Source organism: Enterobacter sp. FB, assembly GCF_000805795.1.
GTDB classification, from domain to species: Bacteria; Pseudomonadota; Gammaproteobacteria; order Enterobacterales; family Enterobacteriaceae; genus Enterobacter; species Enterobacter roggenkampii.
Window position 1 is genome coordinate 12,095 of the sequence record NZ_JSZC01000004.1, and the last position, 18,092, is coordinate 30,186.

Annotated in this window: 13 protein-coding genes and 1 pseudogene; 1 reads left to right on the top strand and 13 read right to left on the bottom strand. The window is 55.9% G+C overall.

The window, feature by feature from the left end:
• Positions 1-53: 53 nt before the first annotated feature.
• The 9 genes and pseudogenes from carB to PI91_RS26325 all read right to left on the bottom strand — a co-directional run.
• Positions 54-3,278: a carbamoyl-phosphate synthase large subunit gene (carB, locus tag PI91_RS00900; RefSeq protein WP_008502028.1), complete on the bottom strand. Its 3,225-nt coding sequence runs from the start codon at positions 3,276-3,278 to the stop codon at positions 54-56.
• 18 nt (positions 3,279-3,296) lie between these two features.
• Positions 3,297-4,445, bottom strand: coding sequence for a glutamine-hydrolyzing carbamoyl-phosphate synthase small subunit (carA, locus tag PI91_RS00905; protein ID WP_010427050.1), 1,149 nt, complete (start codon positions 4,443-4,445; stop codon positions 3,297-3,299).
• A gap of 454 nt (positions 4,446-4,899) precedes the next feature.
• A complete protein-coding gene (gene dapB, locus PI91_RS00910; protein WP_039265256.1) occupies positions 4,900-5,721 on the bottom strand; it encodes a 4-hydroxy-tetrahydrodipicolinate reductase in 822 nt (273 codons plus the stop codon).
• A gap of 205 nt (positions 5,722-5,926) precedes the next feature.
• A complete protein-coding gene (gene ispH, locus PI91_RS00915) occupies positions 5,927-6,877 on the bottom strand; it encodes a 4-hydroxy-3-methylbut-2-enyl diphosphate reductase (protein ID WP_032654909.1) in 951 nt (316 codons plus the stop codon).
• Between the two features lies 1 nt (position 6,878).
• Positions 6,879-7,328: an FKBP-type peptidyl-prolyl cis-trans isomerase gene (gene fkpB, locus PI91_RS00920; RefSeq protein ID WP_013095528.1), complete on the bottom strand. Its 450-nt coding sequence runs from the start codon at positions 7,326-7,328 to the stop codon at positions 6,879-6,881.
• A 116-nt stretch (positions 7,329-7,444) separates the two neighbouring features.
• Positions 7,445-7,945 (bottom strand): signal peptidase II, encoded by a 501-nt coding sequence (lspA, locus tag PI91_RS00925; RefSeq protein WP_008502034.1) that lies wholly within the window; start codon positions 7,943-7,945, stop codon positions 7,445-7,447.
• Positions 7,945-10,761 carry an isoleucine--tRNA ligase gene (gene ileS / locus PI91_RS00930; protein ID WP_039265257.1) on the bottom strand — a complete coding sequence of 939 codons (2,817 nt, stop codon included), beginning with the start codon at positions 10,759-10,761 and terminating at the stop codon, positions 7,945-7,947. The genes lspA and ileS overlap by 1 nt, the downstream gene beginning before the upstream one ends.
• Positions 10,762-10,806: 45 nt before the next feature.
• Entirely contained in the window at positions 10,807-11,733 is a 927-nt protein-coding gene (gene ribF, locus PI91_RS00935; protein WP_023326674.1) for a bifunctional riboflavin kinase/FAD synthetase, read from the bottom strand.
• A 7-nt stretch (positions 11,734-11,740) separates the two neighbouring features.
• Positions 11,741-11,947, bottom strand: a pseudogene (locus PI91_RS26325) (DUF2575 domain-containing protein); the annotation flags it as partial.
• Between the two features lie 115 nt (positions 11,948-12,062).
• On the opposite strand from PI91_RS26325, the gene rpsT reads away from it, so the two are divergent.
• The gene (rpsT, locus tag PI91_RS00940; RefSeq protein WP_008502037.1) at positions 12,063-12,326 is read left to right on the top strand and encodes a 30S ribosomal protein S20; all 264 of its coding nucleotides are present in this window, start codon (positions 12,063-12,065) and stop codon (positions 12,324-12,326) included.
• 59 nt (positions 12,327-12,385) lie between these two features.
• On the opposite strand, the gene nhaR is transcribed toward rpsT, so the two are convergent.
• The 4 genes from nhaR to dnaK all read right to left on the bottom strand — a co-directional run bounded on the left by nhaR (position 12,386) and on the right by dnaK (position 17,839).
• On the bottom strand, positions 12,386-13,285 hold the full coding sequence (gene nhaR / locus PI91_RS00945) for a transcriptional activator NhaR (RefSeq protein WP_039265259.1): 900 nt from the start codon (positions 13,283-13,285) through the stop codon (positions 12,386-12,388).
• 58 nt (positions 13,286-13,343) lie between these two features.
• Positions 13,344-14,519: a Na+/H+ antiporter NhaA gene (nhaA, locus tag PI91_RS00950; protein ID WP_023326672.1), complete on the bottom strand. Its 1,176-nt coding sequence runs from the start codon at positions 14,517-14,519 to the stop codon at positions 13,344-13,346.
• Between the two features lie 173 nt (positions 14,520-14,692).
• Positions 14,693-15,838 carry a molecular chaperone DnaJ gene (gene dnaJ, locus PI91_RS00955; RefSeq protein WP_008502040.1) on the bottom strand — a complete coding sequence of 382 codons (1,146 nt, stop codon included), beginning with the start codon at positions 15,836-15,838 and terminating at the stop codon, positions 14,693-14,695.
• Between the two features lie 87 nt (positions 15,839-15,925).
• Complete coding sequence (dnaK, locus tag PI91_RS00960) at positions 15,926-17,839, bottom strand: molecular chaperone DnaK (RefSeq protein ID WP_008502041.1); 1,914 nt, start codon at positions 17,837-17,839, stop codon at positions 15,926-15,928.
• Between the last annotated feature and the right edge of the window lie 253 nt (positions 17,840-18,092).

Below are 18,092 nucleotides of genomic sequence, written 5' to 3' on the forward strand. Positions count from 1 at the left end.
GTTCTGAAGATGGGGTGAATGCCCGGCAACCGAACGGCACCGGGCATTTTTACTTACTTGCTAATCTGCGCGTGCATTTCCTGAACCGAAATCACCTTCTCGGTAGCATCCGCATTCAGCGCCATGGCCGTTGCGAAACCGCCGTTCAGGGTGGTGTCGTAGTGCACTTTGTACTGCAGCGCGCTGCGGCGAATCAGCTTGGAGTCTTCAATCGCCTGGCGGCCTGCGGTGGTGTTGATGATGTAGGTGTATTCGCCATTCTTGATACGATCCTGAATGTGCGGACGACCTTCATGCACCTTGTTCACCAGACGCGGGTTGATACCCGCTTCGCCCAGCACAATTGCCGTACCGTGGGTCGCGTCCAGCTCAAAGCCCTGCTTCAGCAGCTTGGCTGCCAGGTCAACCACGCGCTCTTTATCGCCTTCGCGAACGGAGAGCAGCGCACGGCCCGATTTTCTCATGGTAGAGCTGCTGCCCAGCTGCGCCTTGGCAAACGCTTCTGCGAAGGTGCGACCCACGCCCATCACTTCCCCGGTTGAGCGCATTTCTGGCCCTAACAGCGGGTCAACGCCCGGGAATTTGTTGAACGGCAGCACCACTTCTTTCACCGAGTAGTACGGTGGAATGATCTCTTTGGTCACGCCCTGCTGTGCCAGCGTCTGGCCTGCCATCACGCGCGCCGCCACTTTCGCCAGCGGAATACCGGTGGCTTTAGAGACGAACGGTACGGTACGTGCCGCACGCGGGTTGACTTCAATCAGGTAGACTTCGTTATCTTTCACCGCGAACTGGACGTTCATCAGGCCGCGAACCTGCAGCTCGAAGGCCAGCTTCTGCACCTGCTGGCGCATCACGTCCTGAATCTCCTGGCTCAGGGTGTACGCTGGCAGAGAACAGGCGGAGTCGCCGGAGTGCACGCCCGCCTGCTCGATATGCTCCATGATGCCGCCAATCAGCACCATTTCGCCGTCGCAGATGGCGTCAACGTCCACTTCTACCGCATCGTCGAGGAAGCGGTCGAGCAGCACTGGTGCATCGTTGGAGACGCTCACCGCCGTCTGGAAGTAGCGACGCAGGTCGGCTTCGTCGTAGACGATTTCCATCGCGCGGCCGCCCAGGACGTAGGAAGGACGCACCACCAGCGGGTAGCCAATCTCTTTCGCCTTCTCTACGGCCTGTTCGATGGCCGTCACCGTGGCGTTCGCCGGCTGTTTCAGCTTCAGACGGTCAACCGCCTGCTGGAAACGCTCGCGGTCTTCCGCGCGGTCAATCGCATCCGGGCTGGTACCGATAACCGGTACGCCTGCCGCTTCCAGCGCGCGCGCCAGCTTCAGCGGAGTCTGGCCACCGTACTGCACGATAACGCCTTTTGGCTTCTCGATGCGCACGATTTCCAGCACGTCTTCCAGCGTCACCGGCTCGAAGTAGAGGCGGTCAGAGGTGTCGTAGTCGGTGGAGACGGTTTCCGGGTTACAGTTGACCATGATGGTCTCGTAACCGTCTTCACGCAGCGCCAGCGAGGCGTGTACGCAGCAGTAGTCGAACTCGATGCCCTGGCCGATACGGTTTGGACCGCCGCCCAGCACCATAATCTTGTCGCGGTCAACTGACGGATTCGCTTCGCACTCGTCTTCATAGGTGGAGTACATGTACGCGGTGTCGGTAGAAAACTCTGCCGCACAGGTGTCGACGCGCTTGTACACCGGGTGCAGGTCATACTGGTCGCGCAGCTTGCGGATTTCCGCTTCGCGCACGCCCGCCAGCTTAGCCAGACGCGCGTCGGCGAAGCCTTTACGCTTCAGCATGCGCAGGAAGTCTGCGTCCAGGCCGTTGATGCCCAGCTCAGCCACTTTCTCTTCCAGACGCACCAGCTCTTCAATCTGTACCAGGAACCAGCGGTCGATGTTGGTCAGGTTGAACACGCCGTCGACGGACAGGCCGGCACGGAAGGCGTCGGCGATGTACCAGATGCGCTCCGCACCCGCGTCTTTCAGCTCGCGGCGGATTTTGGTCAGCGCTTCAGGGTCGTCCAGGCTCACTTTCGGGTCAAAGCCGGTCGCGCCCACTTCGAGGCCGCGCAGCGCTTTCTGCAGGGATTCCTGCTGCGTGCGGCCAATCGCCATCACTTCACCGACGGATTTCATCTGGGTGGTCAGGCGGTCGTTGGCGCCGGCAAATTTCTCGAAGTTGAAGCGTGGAATTTTAGTCACAACGTAGTCGATGGACGGCTCGAAGGACGCAGGGGTGCGGCCACCGGTGATGTCGTTCATCAGCTCGTCGAGGGTATAACCCACCGCCAGTTTCGCCGCCACTTTCGCAATCGGGAAGCCGGTCGCTTTAGAGGCCAGCGCGGAGGAACGGGACACGCGCGGGTTCATTTCGATAACAATCAGACGGCCGGTTTTCGGGTTCACGGAGAACTGCACGTTAGAACCGCCGGTTTCCACGCCGATTTCACGCAGTACCGCCATCGAGGCGTTACGCATTATTTGGTACTCTTTGTCGGTCAGCGTCTGGGCTGGCGCAACGGTGATGGAGTCGCCGGTGTGGATACCCATCGCATCGAAGTTTTCGATGGAGCAGACGATGATGCAGTTGTCGTTTTTATCACGCACCACTTCCATCTCGTACTCTTTCCAGCCAATCAGCGATTCATCAATCAGCAGCTCTTTGGTTGGGGAAAGATCCAGACCGCGTTCGCAAATCTCTTCGAACTCTTCGCGGTTGTAGGCAATACCGCCGCCGGTGCCGCCCATGGTGAACGATGGACGGATGATGCACGGATAGCCCACTTCAGCCGCAACGGCCAGCGCTTCTTCCATGTTGTGTGCGATACCGGAGCGCGCGGTGTCGAGGCCGATTTTCTTCATCGCCACGTCGAAGCGGCGACGGTCTTCGGCTTTATCAATCGCGTCGGCGGTCGCGCCAATCATGGTCACGCCGAACTCGGCCAGCACGCCCTGACGCTCCAGCTCCAGCGCGCAGTTCAGCGCCGTCTGGCCGCCCATGGTTGGCAGCACCGCGTCCGGACGCTCTTTTTCGATGATTTTACGCACCACTTCCCAGTGAATCGGCTCAATGTAGGTTGCATCAGCCATTTCCGGGTCGGTCATGATGGTCGCCGGGTTAGAGTTCACCAGGATAACGCGGTAACCCTCTTCACGCAGGGCTTTACACGCCTGCGCGCCGGAGTAGTCGAATTCGCAGGCCTGGCCGATGACGATCGGGCCAGCGCCAAGGATCAGGATGCTTTTTATGTCTGTACGTTTTGGCATTGTCTTCTCGGCTCCTGATTATTTAGCGGTCTTACGGTATTGCTCGATAAGTTCGATGAAGTGATCGAACAGCGGCGCGGCGTCGTGTGGGCCCGGGCTCGCTTCCGGGTGGCCCTGGAAGCTGAACGCTGGCTTATCGGTGCGATGAATCCCCTGCAGGGTGCCATCGAACAGCGACTTATGGGTCACGCGCAGGTTAGCCGGCATTGAGGCTTCATCGACGGCAAAGCCGTGGTTCTGCGCGGTGATCATCACCGTGTTGTTATCGATATCTTTCACCGGGTGGTTACCACCGTGGTGGCCGAACTTCATCTTGACGGTGTTCGCACCGCTCGCCAGCGCCAGCAGCTGATGGCCGAGGCAGATGCCGAATACCGGGATATCGGTTTCCAGGAAGGACTTAATGGCGGCGATGGCGTAATCGCACGGCGCCGGGTCGCCAGGGCCGTTGGACAGGAAAATACCGTCCGGATTCATCTTCAACACGTCTTCGGCAGACGTTTGTGCAGGCACCACCGTCAGGCGGCAGCCGCGGTCAACCAGCATGCGCAGGATGTTGCGCTTGGCGCCAAAATCGTAGGCCACCACGTGGAACGGCAGCTCGCTCTCTTTTTTCGCTTCCGGCAGGTCGCCTTCCAGCGTCCAGCTACCCTGAGTCCAGCTGTAGGCTTCAGCGGTAGTCACTTCTTTCGCCAGGTCCATGCCGTTCAGGCCCGGGAAAGCTTTCGCTTTTTCCAGCGCCAGCGTCGCATCGAGGTTATCACCTGCGATGATGCAGCCGTTCTGTGCACCCTTCTCGCGCAGCAGACGCGTTAACTTACGGGTATCGATATCGGCAATCGCCACGATGTTATGGCGCTTCAGGTAAGAAGAGAGATCTTCAGTGTTGCGGAAGTTGCTGGCAATCAGCGGCAGGTCACGAATGACAAGGCCTTGCGCATGTACCTGAGAGGATTCTTCGTCAGCCGCATTGGTGCCGACATTGCCGATATGAGGATAAGTAAGAGTAACGATTTGGCGAGAATAGGAAGGATCAGTGAGGATTTCTTGATAACCGGTCATTGAAGTATTGAAAACGACTTCCCCAACTGCCGAACCCGTTGCCCCTATGGCCCGACCGATAAACTGGGTTCCGTCTTCCAGAACCAATAGCGCTGACTTAATCAAAACACCCTCCAGAGAATATTCACTCACTTTATTTGCATATTAATTCATAACCATGCCATGAATCAATGCAAATGTGTTGCCAGCGGATTTTTGGCAAACGGCGGCATTCTGGAGATTTGGTGGGTAAAAGTCAACTTAAAACCGATATTTTGTTTAGTCTTTTGCGTATCTGGCGAGGCGAGTGAAGCTTAATCGACAAAAAGATCAGGTAAATCACTGCGGAAAACGCTTGCGCGCCGGGTTTAATGAAAAATGAGACGACGCAGCATCAAAAAGTGGACCAAATGGTCAAAATTTACATTTCAGTAACGAGAATCAAGAGGAACAGCTATACTTTCAAGGCTAAATGAACAAAATAATCACGAAACAGATAAAATAAAAGGGCAATAAATTATTGCCCTATGCAATCAAGTAATTACGACTGCAATAACCACATCACGATGGGTAATAATGCTTACAAATTGTTGAGAACCAGCACATCTCTCATATCAAAAAGACCATTTTTCTTCTCTTTCAGCCACAAAGCGGATCGAACGGCACCATTGGCAAACGTCATTCGACTGGACGCTTTATGCGTAATTTCGACGCGCTCGCCAATATCGGCGAATATCGCGGTATGTTCGCCGACGATGTCACCCGCCCGGACGGTTGCGAAACCAATGGTGCCTGGCACGCGCTCCCCGGTGTGGCCTTCGCGGGCATAGACCGCACAGTCTTTTAAATCTTTATCAAGTGCATGAGCAATCGCTTCGCCCATCGCCAGCGCCGTGCCGGATGGCGCATCAACCTTATAGCGGTGGTGAGCTTCAACAATCTCAATATCGGTGTAGTTGCCCATCACCTTCGCGGCCTTCTCCAGCAGCTTCAGCATGACGTTAACCCCCACGCTAAAGTTTGCGGCGAAGACAATCGCAATCTCTTTGGATGCATCCTGGATAGCCTGCTTGCCCGCATCGTCAAAACCGGTGGTGCCGATCACCATCCCCTTGCCATGCTGGCGGCAAAATGCCAGATGCGTGAGCGTCCCTTCCGGGCGGGTAAAATCGATGAAGATATCGAAGTCCTCTTTAACCGCCTCCAGGCTGCTTTGTACGGTGACGCCGGTCTTTCCCGCGCCCGCCAGCTCACCAGCATCGGTCCCCAGAAGCGATGAACCGTCACGCTCCAGCGCCGCGCCAAGTGCCACGCCATCCATCTGAAGTGCCGCCTGAATCAGCTGACGGCCCATACGTCCACCCGCGCCCGCAATGGCGACACGGATCTGTGCATCATGCATAGTTATTCTCTTACGTTAAAATGATGTAAACCGTTTTCAGATTAACCAGCCTTTCTGAGCACTGCCAACTGAAAACACCAATAATTAGAATTTAACGTGAAACCGACTTAAATATCAGTAAAAGACATGATTTTGTCGTCACGATAAAGTAACGGGTAAAAAAAAGGCCAGCACAGGAGGTGCTGGCCTTTCATCAGAAAAGGGACTATTCGACTTCGCGGGCGTCGATTCTCAGTTCTTTCGGTACTTCGAAAACAATGTTCTCTTCACGTCCTTCCAGCGGCACCGCTTCGCCGCCGCCCAGCTCCTGCAGGCGGGAAATGACGTTTTGTACCAGAATATCCGGCGCGGACGCCCCGGCCGTCACGCCAACGCAGGCCGCGTCTTTAACCCACGCTTCCTGAATATCCGTGGCATCGTCGATCAGGAACGCCGCCTTCCCCATTCGCTGTGCCAGTTCAGCCAGACGGTTAGAGTTGGAGGAGTTCTTAGAGCCGACCACCAGCACCACGTCCGCCTGTTCAGCCAGCGCGCGCACCGCTTCCTGACGATTGGTGGTGGCGTAGCAAATGTCATCCTTGCGCGGCCCGACGATTTTCGGGAAGCGCTGACGCAGGGCGTCAATCACGTCTGAGGTATCGTCGACGGAGAGCGTCGTCTGGGTCATAAACGACAGGCGCGCTTCGTTTTTCACGTTCAGCGTCAGGACATCTTCAGGCGACTCCACCAGATACATTCCCCCTTCAGGGTTGCTGTACTGGCCCATGGTGCCCTCGACTTCCGGGTGGCCAGCATGGCCAATCAGGATCGACTCTTCACCACGGCGGCTGGCGCGCGCCACTTCCATATGCACTTTCGTGACTAATGGGCAGGTGGCATCGAACACGGTCAAATCGCGGCTTTTCGCTTCGTTCCGTACCGCCTGAGAGACGCCGTGCGCGGAGAAGATCAGGATCGCACCGTCCGGCACTTCGCTGATTTGCTCAATAAAGATGGCGCCGCGCTCGCGCAGGCTGTCGACCACGTAGCGGTTATGCACCACTTCGTGACGCACGTAAATCGGCGCGCCGTAAATTTCCAGCGCGTTTTCAACAATGCTGATAGCGCGGTCTACACCGGCGCAAAAGCCGCGCGGGTTAGCCAACAGGATCTGCATTTCAGGCCTCCAGTACCGGATCGATCTCCAGCACTTCAATATCAAAATGGACAGTGCGCCCGGCAAGCGGATGGTTGAAGTCAACGGTAATCGAGTCGCCGTTGATTTCGCGGATCACGCCAGGCATTTCGCTGCCGTCCATAGCGGTAAAGAGCATAATTGCCCCGATCTCCGGTTCACCCGCGTCCATAAACTCACGACGGGAGAAGTACTGGATCAGATCCGGGCTTGGCACGCCAAACGCGGCATCCGGCTCCAGCGAAAAGGCTTTTTTCTCACCCTCTTTCAGACCGAGAAGCTGCTGCTCAAGACCTTCAGACAGGGAGGTATCGCCAAGACGAAACAGGGCCGGTTTGCCGTTGTTGCGGGTGGATTCGGCCGTGGAGCCGTCATCCAGCTTCAGCGTAAAGTGAACGAGAACCGCGCTGTTGCTCTGTACGGATTTAGACATGCAAATTGCTCGCTTGTTTTGGGCACCTGTTGCCCGGTGGCGCTACGCTTACCGGGCCTACGGGAAACCACAAATTCTGTAGGCCGGGTAAGCGTAGCGCCACCCGGCATTGATGCTTACGCCTGCTCTTTCGCGGCCGGTTTCGGCAAGAAGCCTTCCAGCACGATTAACGCCGCACCGATGCAAATGGCGCTATCAGCGAGGTTAAAGGTCGCGAAGTGCCAGTCGCCGACGTAGAAGTCGATCATATCGACCACAAAGCCGTGCCACAGGCGATCAAACAGGTTGCCCAGCGCGCCGCCAATGATCAGCGCGTAGGCGATGTTATTCAGCTTTTGCGTTGCCTTCGAGCGGTACATCAGCACCGCCAGGATCACGCAGATACCGAGAGCGATACCCGCAAAGAACCAGCGCTGCCAGCCACCGCTGTCGGCAAGGAAACTGAACGCCGCACCGTAGTTGCGCGCGTAGTGCAGGTTAAGCGACGGGAACAGCGGCACCGTCTCCCCCAGAGCAAAGTTCTGGAGGATCAGGAACTTGCTGCCCAGATCGATAATCAGCACCACCACAACCAGCCACAGCCAGCGCAGTCCTGTTGAACAGAGAGTTTTACTCATCAGGCAAACTTACGTTTTTCGCCGTCACCGGCGACGTTGCTTACACAGCGTCCGCAGATGTCTGCGTGTTCCGCCACCTGACCGACATCGGTGGTATAATGCCAGCAACGCGGGCATTTCTCACCGTCGGCTTTGCTCAGCGCGACTTTCAGTCCTTTGAGCAGTTCGCTCTGCTGAGCATCAGCAGACGCGTCAGCATAATCCGCAACTTTCGCACCGGAGGTCAACAGGACAAATCGTAATTCATCGCCCAGCGCCGTCAGCTTCGCCGCCAGCTCTGGCTCCGCGTACAGGGTCACCGCCGCTTCCAGAGAGCCACCGACTTTCTTATCAGCACGCGCCTGCTCGATAACCTTGTTCACTTCGCCACGCACTTTCAGCAGCTCGTCCCAGAAGGCATCGTTCATCGCTTCGGTGCTGGAGAGATCGAACAGACCTTCGTACCACTCGCCCGTGAAGACATACTTCTCACGATCGCCCGGCAGGTAACCCCAGATTTCATCCGCGGTGAAGGACATGATCGGCGCCATCCAGCGTACCAGCGCTTCTGCGATATGGAACAGCGCGGTCTGGCAGCTACGACGCGCCACGCTGTCCGCTTTCGCGGTGTACTGGCGGTCTTTGATGATGTCGAGGTAGAACGAGCCCATCTCGATGGAGCAGAAGCGCATCAGGCGCTGCACCACTTCGTGGAAGTCATAAGACTCATAGGCCTTCAGGATATCTTCCTGCGCCGCTTTCGCGCAGCCTACCGCCCAGCGGTCCAGCACCACCATCTCTTCCGGTTTCACCATGTCTTTTGCCGGATCAAACCCGTTCAGGTTCGCCAGCAGGAAGCGCGCGGTGTTACGGATACGACGATAGCTGTCGGCAGCGCGTTTCAGGATCTCGTCAGACACCGCCATTTCGCCGGTGTAGTCGGTCGACGCCACCCACAGACGCAGAATGTCTGCGCCCAGCTTGTTCATCACATCCTGCGGAGAAACGGTATTACCGATAGATTTAGACATCTTACGGCCCTGACCATCCACGGTGAAGCCGTGAGTCAGTACCTGACGGTAAGGCGCTTTACCCTTCATGGCGGTAGAGATCATCAGAGATGACATGAACCAGCCGCGGTGTTGGTCAGACCCTTCCAGATACATATCGGCAGCGTGACCGGCAAACTCCGGACGCACGTCAACCACGGAGGAGTGGGTAGACCCGGAATCGAACCATACGTCCAGGGTATCCGGCACTTTCTCGTAGCTGTCCGCATCAGCGCCCAGGATGTCACGGGCGTCGAGATCCCACCACGCCTGAATGCCGTCAACTTCGACGCGCTTCGCCACTTCTTCCATCAGTTCGAGGGTGTTCGGGTGCAGCTCCTGCGTCTCTTTATGCACGAACAGCGACATCGGCACGCCCCAGGTACGCTGACGGGAGATACACCAGTCAGGACGGTTAGCCACCATGGATTCGATACGCGCCTGGCCCCAGTCCGGGATCCACTGCACGCCTTTGATCTCTTTCAGAGACTGCTCGCGCAGGCCCTTCTGATCCATGCTGACGAACCACTGCGGGGTCGCACGGAAGATGATTGGCGTCTTGTGACGCCAGCAGCACGGATAGCTATGCTGCATTTTTTCAACGTGCAGCAGCGCGCCGCTGGTGCGCAGCATGTCGACAATAATGTCGTTCGCTTTGAAGACGTTGATGCCGTCCAGCGCCGGGTAGGTGCCAGGCAGGTAGGAGCCGTCCGGCCCCACCGGGTTAGCGATTTCCAGACCGTACTTCAGGCTGATGTTGTAGTCGTCAGGACCGTGGCCACCGGCGGTATGTACCGCACCGGTACCCGCCTCCAGCGTGACGTGGTCGCCCAGGATCGCCGGAACGTCGAAGTCCAGGAACGGGTGTTTGAAGCGCATCAGCTCCAGCGCGTCGCCTTTAACTGTGCCCAGCACGGTGTAATCGGCGATGTTCGCGCGCTTCAGCACGCTTTCAACCAGATCTTTCGCCAGGATAACCGCCTGGCCGTCAATCTGCACCAGCGCGTATTCGAACTCACCGGACAGGGAGATCGCGCGGTTGGCTGGCAGGGTCCACGGGGTGGTGGTCCAGATCACCAGCGAGATCGGGCCGTTAACGGACGATACACCAAATTTGGCTTTCACCGCATCCTGATCGACGGCGTGGAACGCCACGTCGATAGACGGAGAGGTTTTGTCGTAATACTCCACTTCCGCTTCTGCCAGCGCAGAACGGCAGTCCACGCACCAGTGCACCGGCTTCGCGCCTTTGTGAAGGTGGCCGTTACCGATGATTTTGCCCAGCGCACGGATGATGTTGGCTTCGGTTTTGAAGTCCATGGTCAGGTACGGATGCGACCAGTCGCCCAGTACGCCCAGACGGATGAAGTCAGCGCGCTGACCGTCAACCTGGGTGGCTGCGTATTCGCGGCACTTCGCACGGAACTCGGCGGCGGTGAATTTCTCACCAGGCTTGCCAAATTCCTGCTCAACTTTCAGCTCGATTGGCAGGCCGTGGCAGTCCCAGCCCGGAACGTAAGGCGAGTCATATCCCGCGAGTCCTTTGGACTTCACGATAATGTCTTTCAGAATCTTGTTTACAGAGTGACCAATATGAATGCTGCCATTCGCATAGGGAGGGCCATCATGCAGAATGAAGGTTTTTTTGCCTTTTTTGGCTGCACGAATGATGCCGTACAGGTCATCATCGGTCCAACGCGCCAGCATTCCCGGTTCACGCTTGGCGAGATCGCCGCGCATCGGGAACCCTGTTTCCGGCAAATTCAGGGTTGATTTATAGTCACTCATCAGATTCTCGGTTCCGTATTTATCACGTAGGCAGTTAAGCCGGGTTCAAAGCCCAAAAAACTCGCGGGCTGTTAATTCATCTCGCGCAATTTGCGCTTTGAGTTCATCCAGCGAACCAAATCGCTGCTCGTTGCGTATTTTTTTACGCAGTATTACATCTATATGGCGACCATACAGGTCCATTACAACGTCCAGCAGGTGCACTTCTAACTGTTGACGCACACCGGCGACGGTCGGACGCGTGCCAATGTTGGCGACGCCGTAAAACGGCTTTTCGCCCAGTCCTGCCACTTCCACCGCATAGACCCCTTTAACCGGGGAAACCTGACGACGCAGCGGTATATTCGCCGTCGGGAAACCTATCGTGCGGCCCAGCGCATCGCCATGGACCACGCGACCAGAGATGGTGAACGGATGTCCCAGCAGGTTTTCTGCCGTATCCAGTTCATCGTTGGCCAGCGCCTGCCGCACTGCCGTGCTGCTGACGCGCACGCCGCCTTCACAGAAGGTCATCGCGCTGGTGACGTCAAAACCGTACTCCAGACCAGCCTTCTGTAATAGCAAGAAATCACCCTGACGACCAGCGCCAAAGCGGAAATCATCGCCCACGGCAAGAAACTGCACGCCAAGACGCTTCACCAGCAGGTCGCTGACGAAATTTTGTGCTGTCAGCGCGGCAAAGCGGCGATCGAAACGTACGCACAATACATAGTCCACGCCGGACTCAGCCAGATAGCGCAACTTCTCGCGCAGGCGTGTAAGACGGGCGGGAGATTTATCGCCCGCAAACAGCTCCAGCGGCTGCGGTTCGAAAATCATCACTACAACGGGCAGGCCGCGGGCCTCCCCTTCTTTACGCAATCCCTGCAACAGCGCCTGATGACCACGATGCACGCCGTCGAAATTACCAATGGTCAGCACGCACCCGTGCGGGGCTCTGCTGAGATTATGTATGCCGCGTATCAGCTTCATGTCTGGCTCAAAACAGTGAAAATCGCCAAAGTATACCTTGTACAGCGGTTAAGGTTAACCGGCGATTGTTCGTGCAAAACAGAAAGCCGTAATGATTTCATCAGGCTGACCTTTCGCAGCGAAAAAATCTGCTCGCGAACTGCGATTTTTATGCCGAAAAGCTGTATTCACGGACAACAAGCTGGTAGAATCCTGCGCCATCACTACGTAACGTAGCGTCGCCACATTAACGGCGCTTATTTGCACAAATCCATTGACAAAAGAAGGTATAGAGGGCATATTCCTCGGCCTTTGAATTGTCCACATAGATCATATTTGGGAGTTGGACCTTGGCTAATATCAAATCAGCTAAGAAACGTGCTATTCAGTCTGAAAAGGCTCGTAAGCACAATGCAAGCCGTCGCTCTATGATGCGTACTTTCATCAAGAAAGTATACGCAGCTATCGAAGCTGGCGACAAAGCTGCTGCGCAGAACGCATTTAACGAAATGCAACCAATCGTGGATCGTCAGGCTGCTAAAGGTCTGATCCACAAAAACAAAGCAGCGCGTCATAAAGCAAACCTGACCGCGCAGATCAACAAACTGGCTTAATCGCCGCTTGTTGTTGCTTGTTTTAAAAGAACCCGCTTAACGCGGGTTTTTTTATATCTTCAGATTGCCGGTGGCGTAAACAGCGCCGAGTAGTCACGGTTACAGATTCGCTGTACCGCCGGATGCTGAATCATCCTTTCAGCAAAGATGGCGTGATACTCCTCCATCACGTTATCCACTCTGCCTATCTCCGTAATCTTGTCGTCCGAATAGAGATCGTGCGCGTAGAGCGTCGGCGCAACGAAGATGGCGTTGTGGGCTTCACCAAAGGCTTTCATCAGCGCCGCATCGTCAAATTCGCCGAGGATTTCCACGTTTAACCCCTGCGAGTTAAGCCAGTTCAGGAGCTTGCGCCCCAGCATGGAACGTCTTCCCGGCACCAGCAGTCGACGCTCTTCCAGGCAGGCCGGGAAGGGTTTCTCCGGCGGCGGATTAATGCACCAGAAGCTCACGCCGCATTCCCCAATTTTCACCGAGAACAGCCCTTCCTGCTGCGTCGAGTCGATCGGACAATCCGAGATAATCATATCCAGCTTGTGCTGGCTCAGCTGTTCCAGCAGCATCTCGTGGGTGGATTCAAAGCAGCGAAGATGAATTTGTTCATCTTCAACCACCGCCGCATCCAGCACGCCGCTCACCAGCCGTTTGGACAGCGCATCCGCCACGCCAACATCAAAGAGCAGGTTCGACTCTTTGCGGTAGTTGACGATATCCAGCATCTCCTGGCTAAGGGTAAACATTTTGTCCGCGTAGCGGAAAACCAACTCACCCAGCTCGCTGGGTTCAATCCCGCGCCCCTTACGCTTGAACAGCTTGCCCTGCAAACGTTCTTCCAGCGCCTTGATTTGCCCGGTGATGGTTTGCGGCGTCAGGTAGAGCGCCTCTGCAGCCCCGACCACCGAGCCCTGTCTATAGACGTGCCAGAAGTAGTAAAGATGGTTGTAATTCAAATGAGACATCGCGTCTTCGCTCCTTGAGTGTGTTTCGGGAGAAGGATCGCCTCCTCCCGGTGTTCCGTTATGCCTGGACGGCCTGTCCGGACAATTTCACCTTCAACAAGGTATAACCAATTACGGCGGCCAGTAATGACCCGATGAGAATGCCGAGTTTCGCCCAGACGATCAGCTCAGGCGCATGCGCGCCAAACGCCAGCGTCGAGATAAAGATCGACATCGTAAACCCTATTCCACACAGCACGCCGACGGCCATAATCTGCTTAAACGTGGTGCCGTGCGGCAATGACGCCAGCTTCAGTTTCGTCGCCAGCCAGCAAAAGAGGCTAATACCCAGCGGCTTACCGATAAACAGACCGGCAATAATGCCCAGCGGCAGCACGGACGTCAGCCCGTCCAGCGTCACGCCGCCCAGCGAAACCCCGGCGTTGGCAAACGCAAACAGGGGCAGGATCATAAAGGCGACCCACGGGTGCAGTACATGCTCCAGCTGTTTGGCCGGCGACTTGCCGTCCTGCGGCTTAAGCGGTACGAAGAAGCCGACGATCACCCCAGCCAGCGTGGCGTGCACGCCGGATTTCAGCACCGCCGTCCACAGCACCATCCCCACGAGGATGTAGATACCAATGCGGCGCACATTAAAGATATTCAGCAGCGCCAGCACCGCAATCGCGCCTGCGGCCACGCTCAGAGACAGGATCGACAGATCGCTGGTGTAGAACAGCGCGATAATCACAATGGCGCCAAGGTCATCGATGATCGCCAGCGCCATCAGGAAGATTTTCAGCGCAACCGGCACGCGGCTTCCCAGCAAGGCCAGCACCCCGAGCGCAAAGGCGATATCCGTCGCGGCCGGGATCGCCCAGCCGTGACGTGCAACCGGATCCTGCCAGGTGAACGCCAGGAAGAGCAGCGCCGGCACCACCATCCCACCGAGCGCGGCAATGACCGGGAACGCCGCGCGCTGGCGGCTGGCAAGCGAGCCCAGCACCAGCTCGCGCTTAACTTCAAGCCCCACCAGCAGGAAGAACACCGCCATCAGCGCATCGTTGATCCACAGCAGCATGTTCTTGTTAATTTCCAGCGCCCCGACCTTCAGCTCAACGGGCGTTTCCAGAAATGCATGATAGAGATCCCGTGTGATGCCAAGATTAGCCAGCACCATCGCGGCCGCTGCGGCAATAATCAGGAGCACGCCACCGGACGCCTCACTGCTAAAGAAACGGTGTAGTAATTTCATTTAAGTTCTCTCTTTTACAACAATACCTCGATAAAACCATAATACCAAGCCAAATAGCTCGGCAAAAACAGATTAATATTGAGTATAGATTCACTTTTACCGAGCAATAACCGTAAATAAAAAAAGCCCGGAATCGCTTCCGGGCTTTTTGAAGATGAAAACCAGCTAACGGATTAGCGGGTCAAATCATCGAAGAATTTTTTGACGCCATCGAAGAAGCTTTTGGAGCGCGGGCTGTTTTTCTCTCCCGTCGGACCACCAAAGCTCTCCTGCAACTCTTTCAGCAGCTGTTTCTGCTTATCGTTCAGGCCAACCGGCGTTTCCACGACGACGCGGCACAGCAGGTCGCCCTGCGCACCACCGCGAACGGATTTAACGCCTTTCCCGCGCATGCGGAACAGCTTACCGGTCTGGGTCTCGCCCGGGATCTTCAGATTGACGCGACCATCCAGCGTCGGCACTTCGATTTCGCCGCCGAGAGCCGCCATCGCGAAGTTGATCGGCACTTCACAGTACAGGTTGTTCCCTTCGCGCTCGAAGATAGCGTGCTGTTTCACCTGCACCTGAACGTACAGATCGCCTGCCGGTGCGCCGTGTTCGCCAGCTTCACCCTCACCCGCCAGACGGATGCGGTCGCCCGTATCCACGCCAGCCGGGATTTTAACGGACAGGGTCTTGGTTTTCTCAACGCGACCGTGGCCGTGGCATTTGGTGCACGGATCTTTAATCAGCGTACCGCGACCGTGACAGTGCGGACAGGCCTGCTGTACCGCGAAGAAGCCCTGACGCATCTGGACCTGGCCGGAGCCGTGACAGGTTGGACAGGTCTGAGGCTGGGTACCCGCTTTCGCGCCGCTGCCGTGGCAGACGTCACACTCTTCCAGAGTCGGAATACGGATCTCTTTGGTAACACCGCGAACGGCCTCTTCCAGCGTCAGATCCATGTTGTAGCGCAGGTCCGCGCCGCGCGCCGCGCGCTGACGACCACGCCCACCGCCGAAGATGTCGCCGAAGACATCGCCAAAGATATCGCTGAAGTCGGCACCGCCGCCAAAGCCGCCGCCACCGAATCCACCGCCGCCCATGCCGCCCTGTTCAAAGGCTGCGTGACCGTACTGGTCATAGGCTGCACGTTTTTGTGCATCGGTCAGGACTTCGTAGGCTTCTTTGATCTCTTTAAATTTGGCTTCAGCCTCTTTGTCACCCTGATTACGGTCCGGGTGGAATTTCATGGCCAGGCGCTTATACGCCTTTTTGATTTCACGCTCTTCCGCAGTTTTCGGAACGCCTAAAATCTCGTAATAGTCTTGCTTTGCCATTGGTTTTTTTAAGCCCCTTAACATGCGAGCACGGGCGTGGAGAGTTCTCCTACGCCCGTGCCGATTAATTACCCTGCATCAGGGCGATTATTTTTTATCTTTAACTTCTTCGAACTCAGCGTCGACAACGTCGTCGTCTTTCGCATTGTTCGCCGAAGCGTCAGCGCCCGCCTGCTGTTGAGCGTGCTGCTGCTGAGCGATTTCCATCAGCTTCTGAGAAGCCTGTGCCAGTTCCTGCATCTTCGCTTCGATGTCCGCTTTATCTTCACCTTTCAGTGAGGATTCCAGCGCACTCAGTGCAGCTTCGATAGCAGTCTTGTCTTCCGCTGGCAGTTTATCGCCTGCTTCTTCAACCTGCTTACGGGTGCTGTGCAGCAGATGGTCACCCTGGTTGCGGGTCTGAACCAGCTCTTCGAACTTACGGTCGGATTCCGCGTTAGCTTCGGCATCGCGAACCATTTTTTCGATTTCCGCTTCGTTCAGACCAGAAGATGCCTTGATGGTGATCTTCTGCTCTTTACCGCTGTTTTTGTCTTTCGCAGACACGTGCAGGATACCGTCAGCATCGATGTCGAAGGTGACTTCGATCTGTGGCATGCCGCGCGGTGCCGGGTTAATACCGTCCAGGTTGAACTGACCCAGAGATTTGTTATCTGCCGCACGCTTACGCTCACCCTGCAGCACATGGATGGTTACCGCAGACTGGTTGTCTTCAGCGGTAGAGAACACCTGGCTGTGCTTGGTTGGGATGGTGGTGTTTTTGTTGATGAGCGCAGTCATCACACCGCCCATGGTTTCGATACCCAGAGACAGCGGGGTAACGTCCAGCAGCAGTACGTCTTTCACTTCACCGGTCAGTACGCCACCCTGAACCGCAGCACCGATAGCCACTGCTTCGTCCGGGTTAACGTCTTTACGTGGCTCTTTACCAAAGAACTCAGCCACTTTCTTCTGCACCATTGGCATACGGGTCTGGCCACCAACGAGGATAACGTCGTTGATATCAGACACGGACAGGCCAGCGTCCTGCAGAGCAACTTTCAGCGGCTCGATAGAACGGTTCACCAGGTCTTCTACTAGGCTTTCCAGTTTCGCACGGGTCACTTTGATGTTCATGTGTTTAGGACCGGTCGCGTCTGCAGTGATGTACGGCAGGTTCACGTCGGTCTGCTGAGCGGAAGACAGTTCGATCTTCGCTTTCTCAGCGGCTTCTTTCAGGCGCTGCATAGCCAGCGGGTCATTACGCAGGTCAATGCCCTGATCTTTCTTGAACTCGTCAACGAGGTAGTTGATCAGACGGGTATCGAAGTCTTCACCACCCAGGTGGGTATCACCGTTGGTTGCCAGAACTTCGAAGGTTTTTTCGCCGTCAACTTCGTCGATTTCGATAATAGAGATATCGAAGGTACCACCACCCAGGTCGTAAACCGCGATAGTACGGTTGCCGACTTCTTTATCCAGACCGTAAGCCAGAGCAGCCGCGGTTGGTTCGTTGATGATACGTTTTACTTCCAGACCTGCGATACGGCCAGCATCTTTGGTTGCCTGACGCTGAGCATCGTTGAAGTAGGCAGGAACGGTGATAACAGCTTCAGTTACCGGCTCACCCAGGTAATCTTCAGCGGTTTTCTTCATTTTTTTCAGCACTTCAGCAGAAATCTGCGGTGGTGCCGTTTTGGTGCCTTTCACATCAAGCCATGCATCGCCGTTATCTGCCGCGATGATTTTGTAAGGCATGATGGAAACGTCACGCTGAACTTCTTCGTCCTGGAAGCGGCGACCGATCAGGCGTTTAATCGCAAACAGAGTGTTTTGCGGGTTTGTCACTGCCTGACGTTTAGCCGGCTGACCAACCAGAGTTTCACCGTCCTGGGTATAAGCAATGATAGAAGGCGTGGTGCGATCGCCCTCGGCGTTCTCCAGCACGCGTGCAGTAGTGCCATCCATAATCGCTACACAAGAGTTGGTAGTACCCAGGTCGATACCAATAATTTTACCCATCTAAACGTCTCCACTAAAAATTCAGTCAACATGTGGTTGTGTACCTGTAATAAGGGCAGAACGTGCTTTTTCAACTGCCCAGATTTGATTTTTTTCAGGTCCACACACTGCGGTTGACTACAAGATGGGGTCGCGACGGCATCCATCAAGGGGCAAGCATAAAAAAAATTTTAATTTCACCCTGATGAGATCATAGACGCCATCGATTGCGCCCATTATGATGCCGCGCCCCGTCAGGGAGAACTGACGCGGG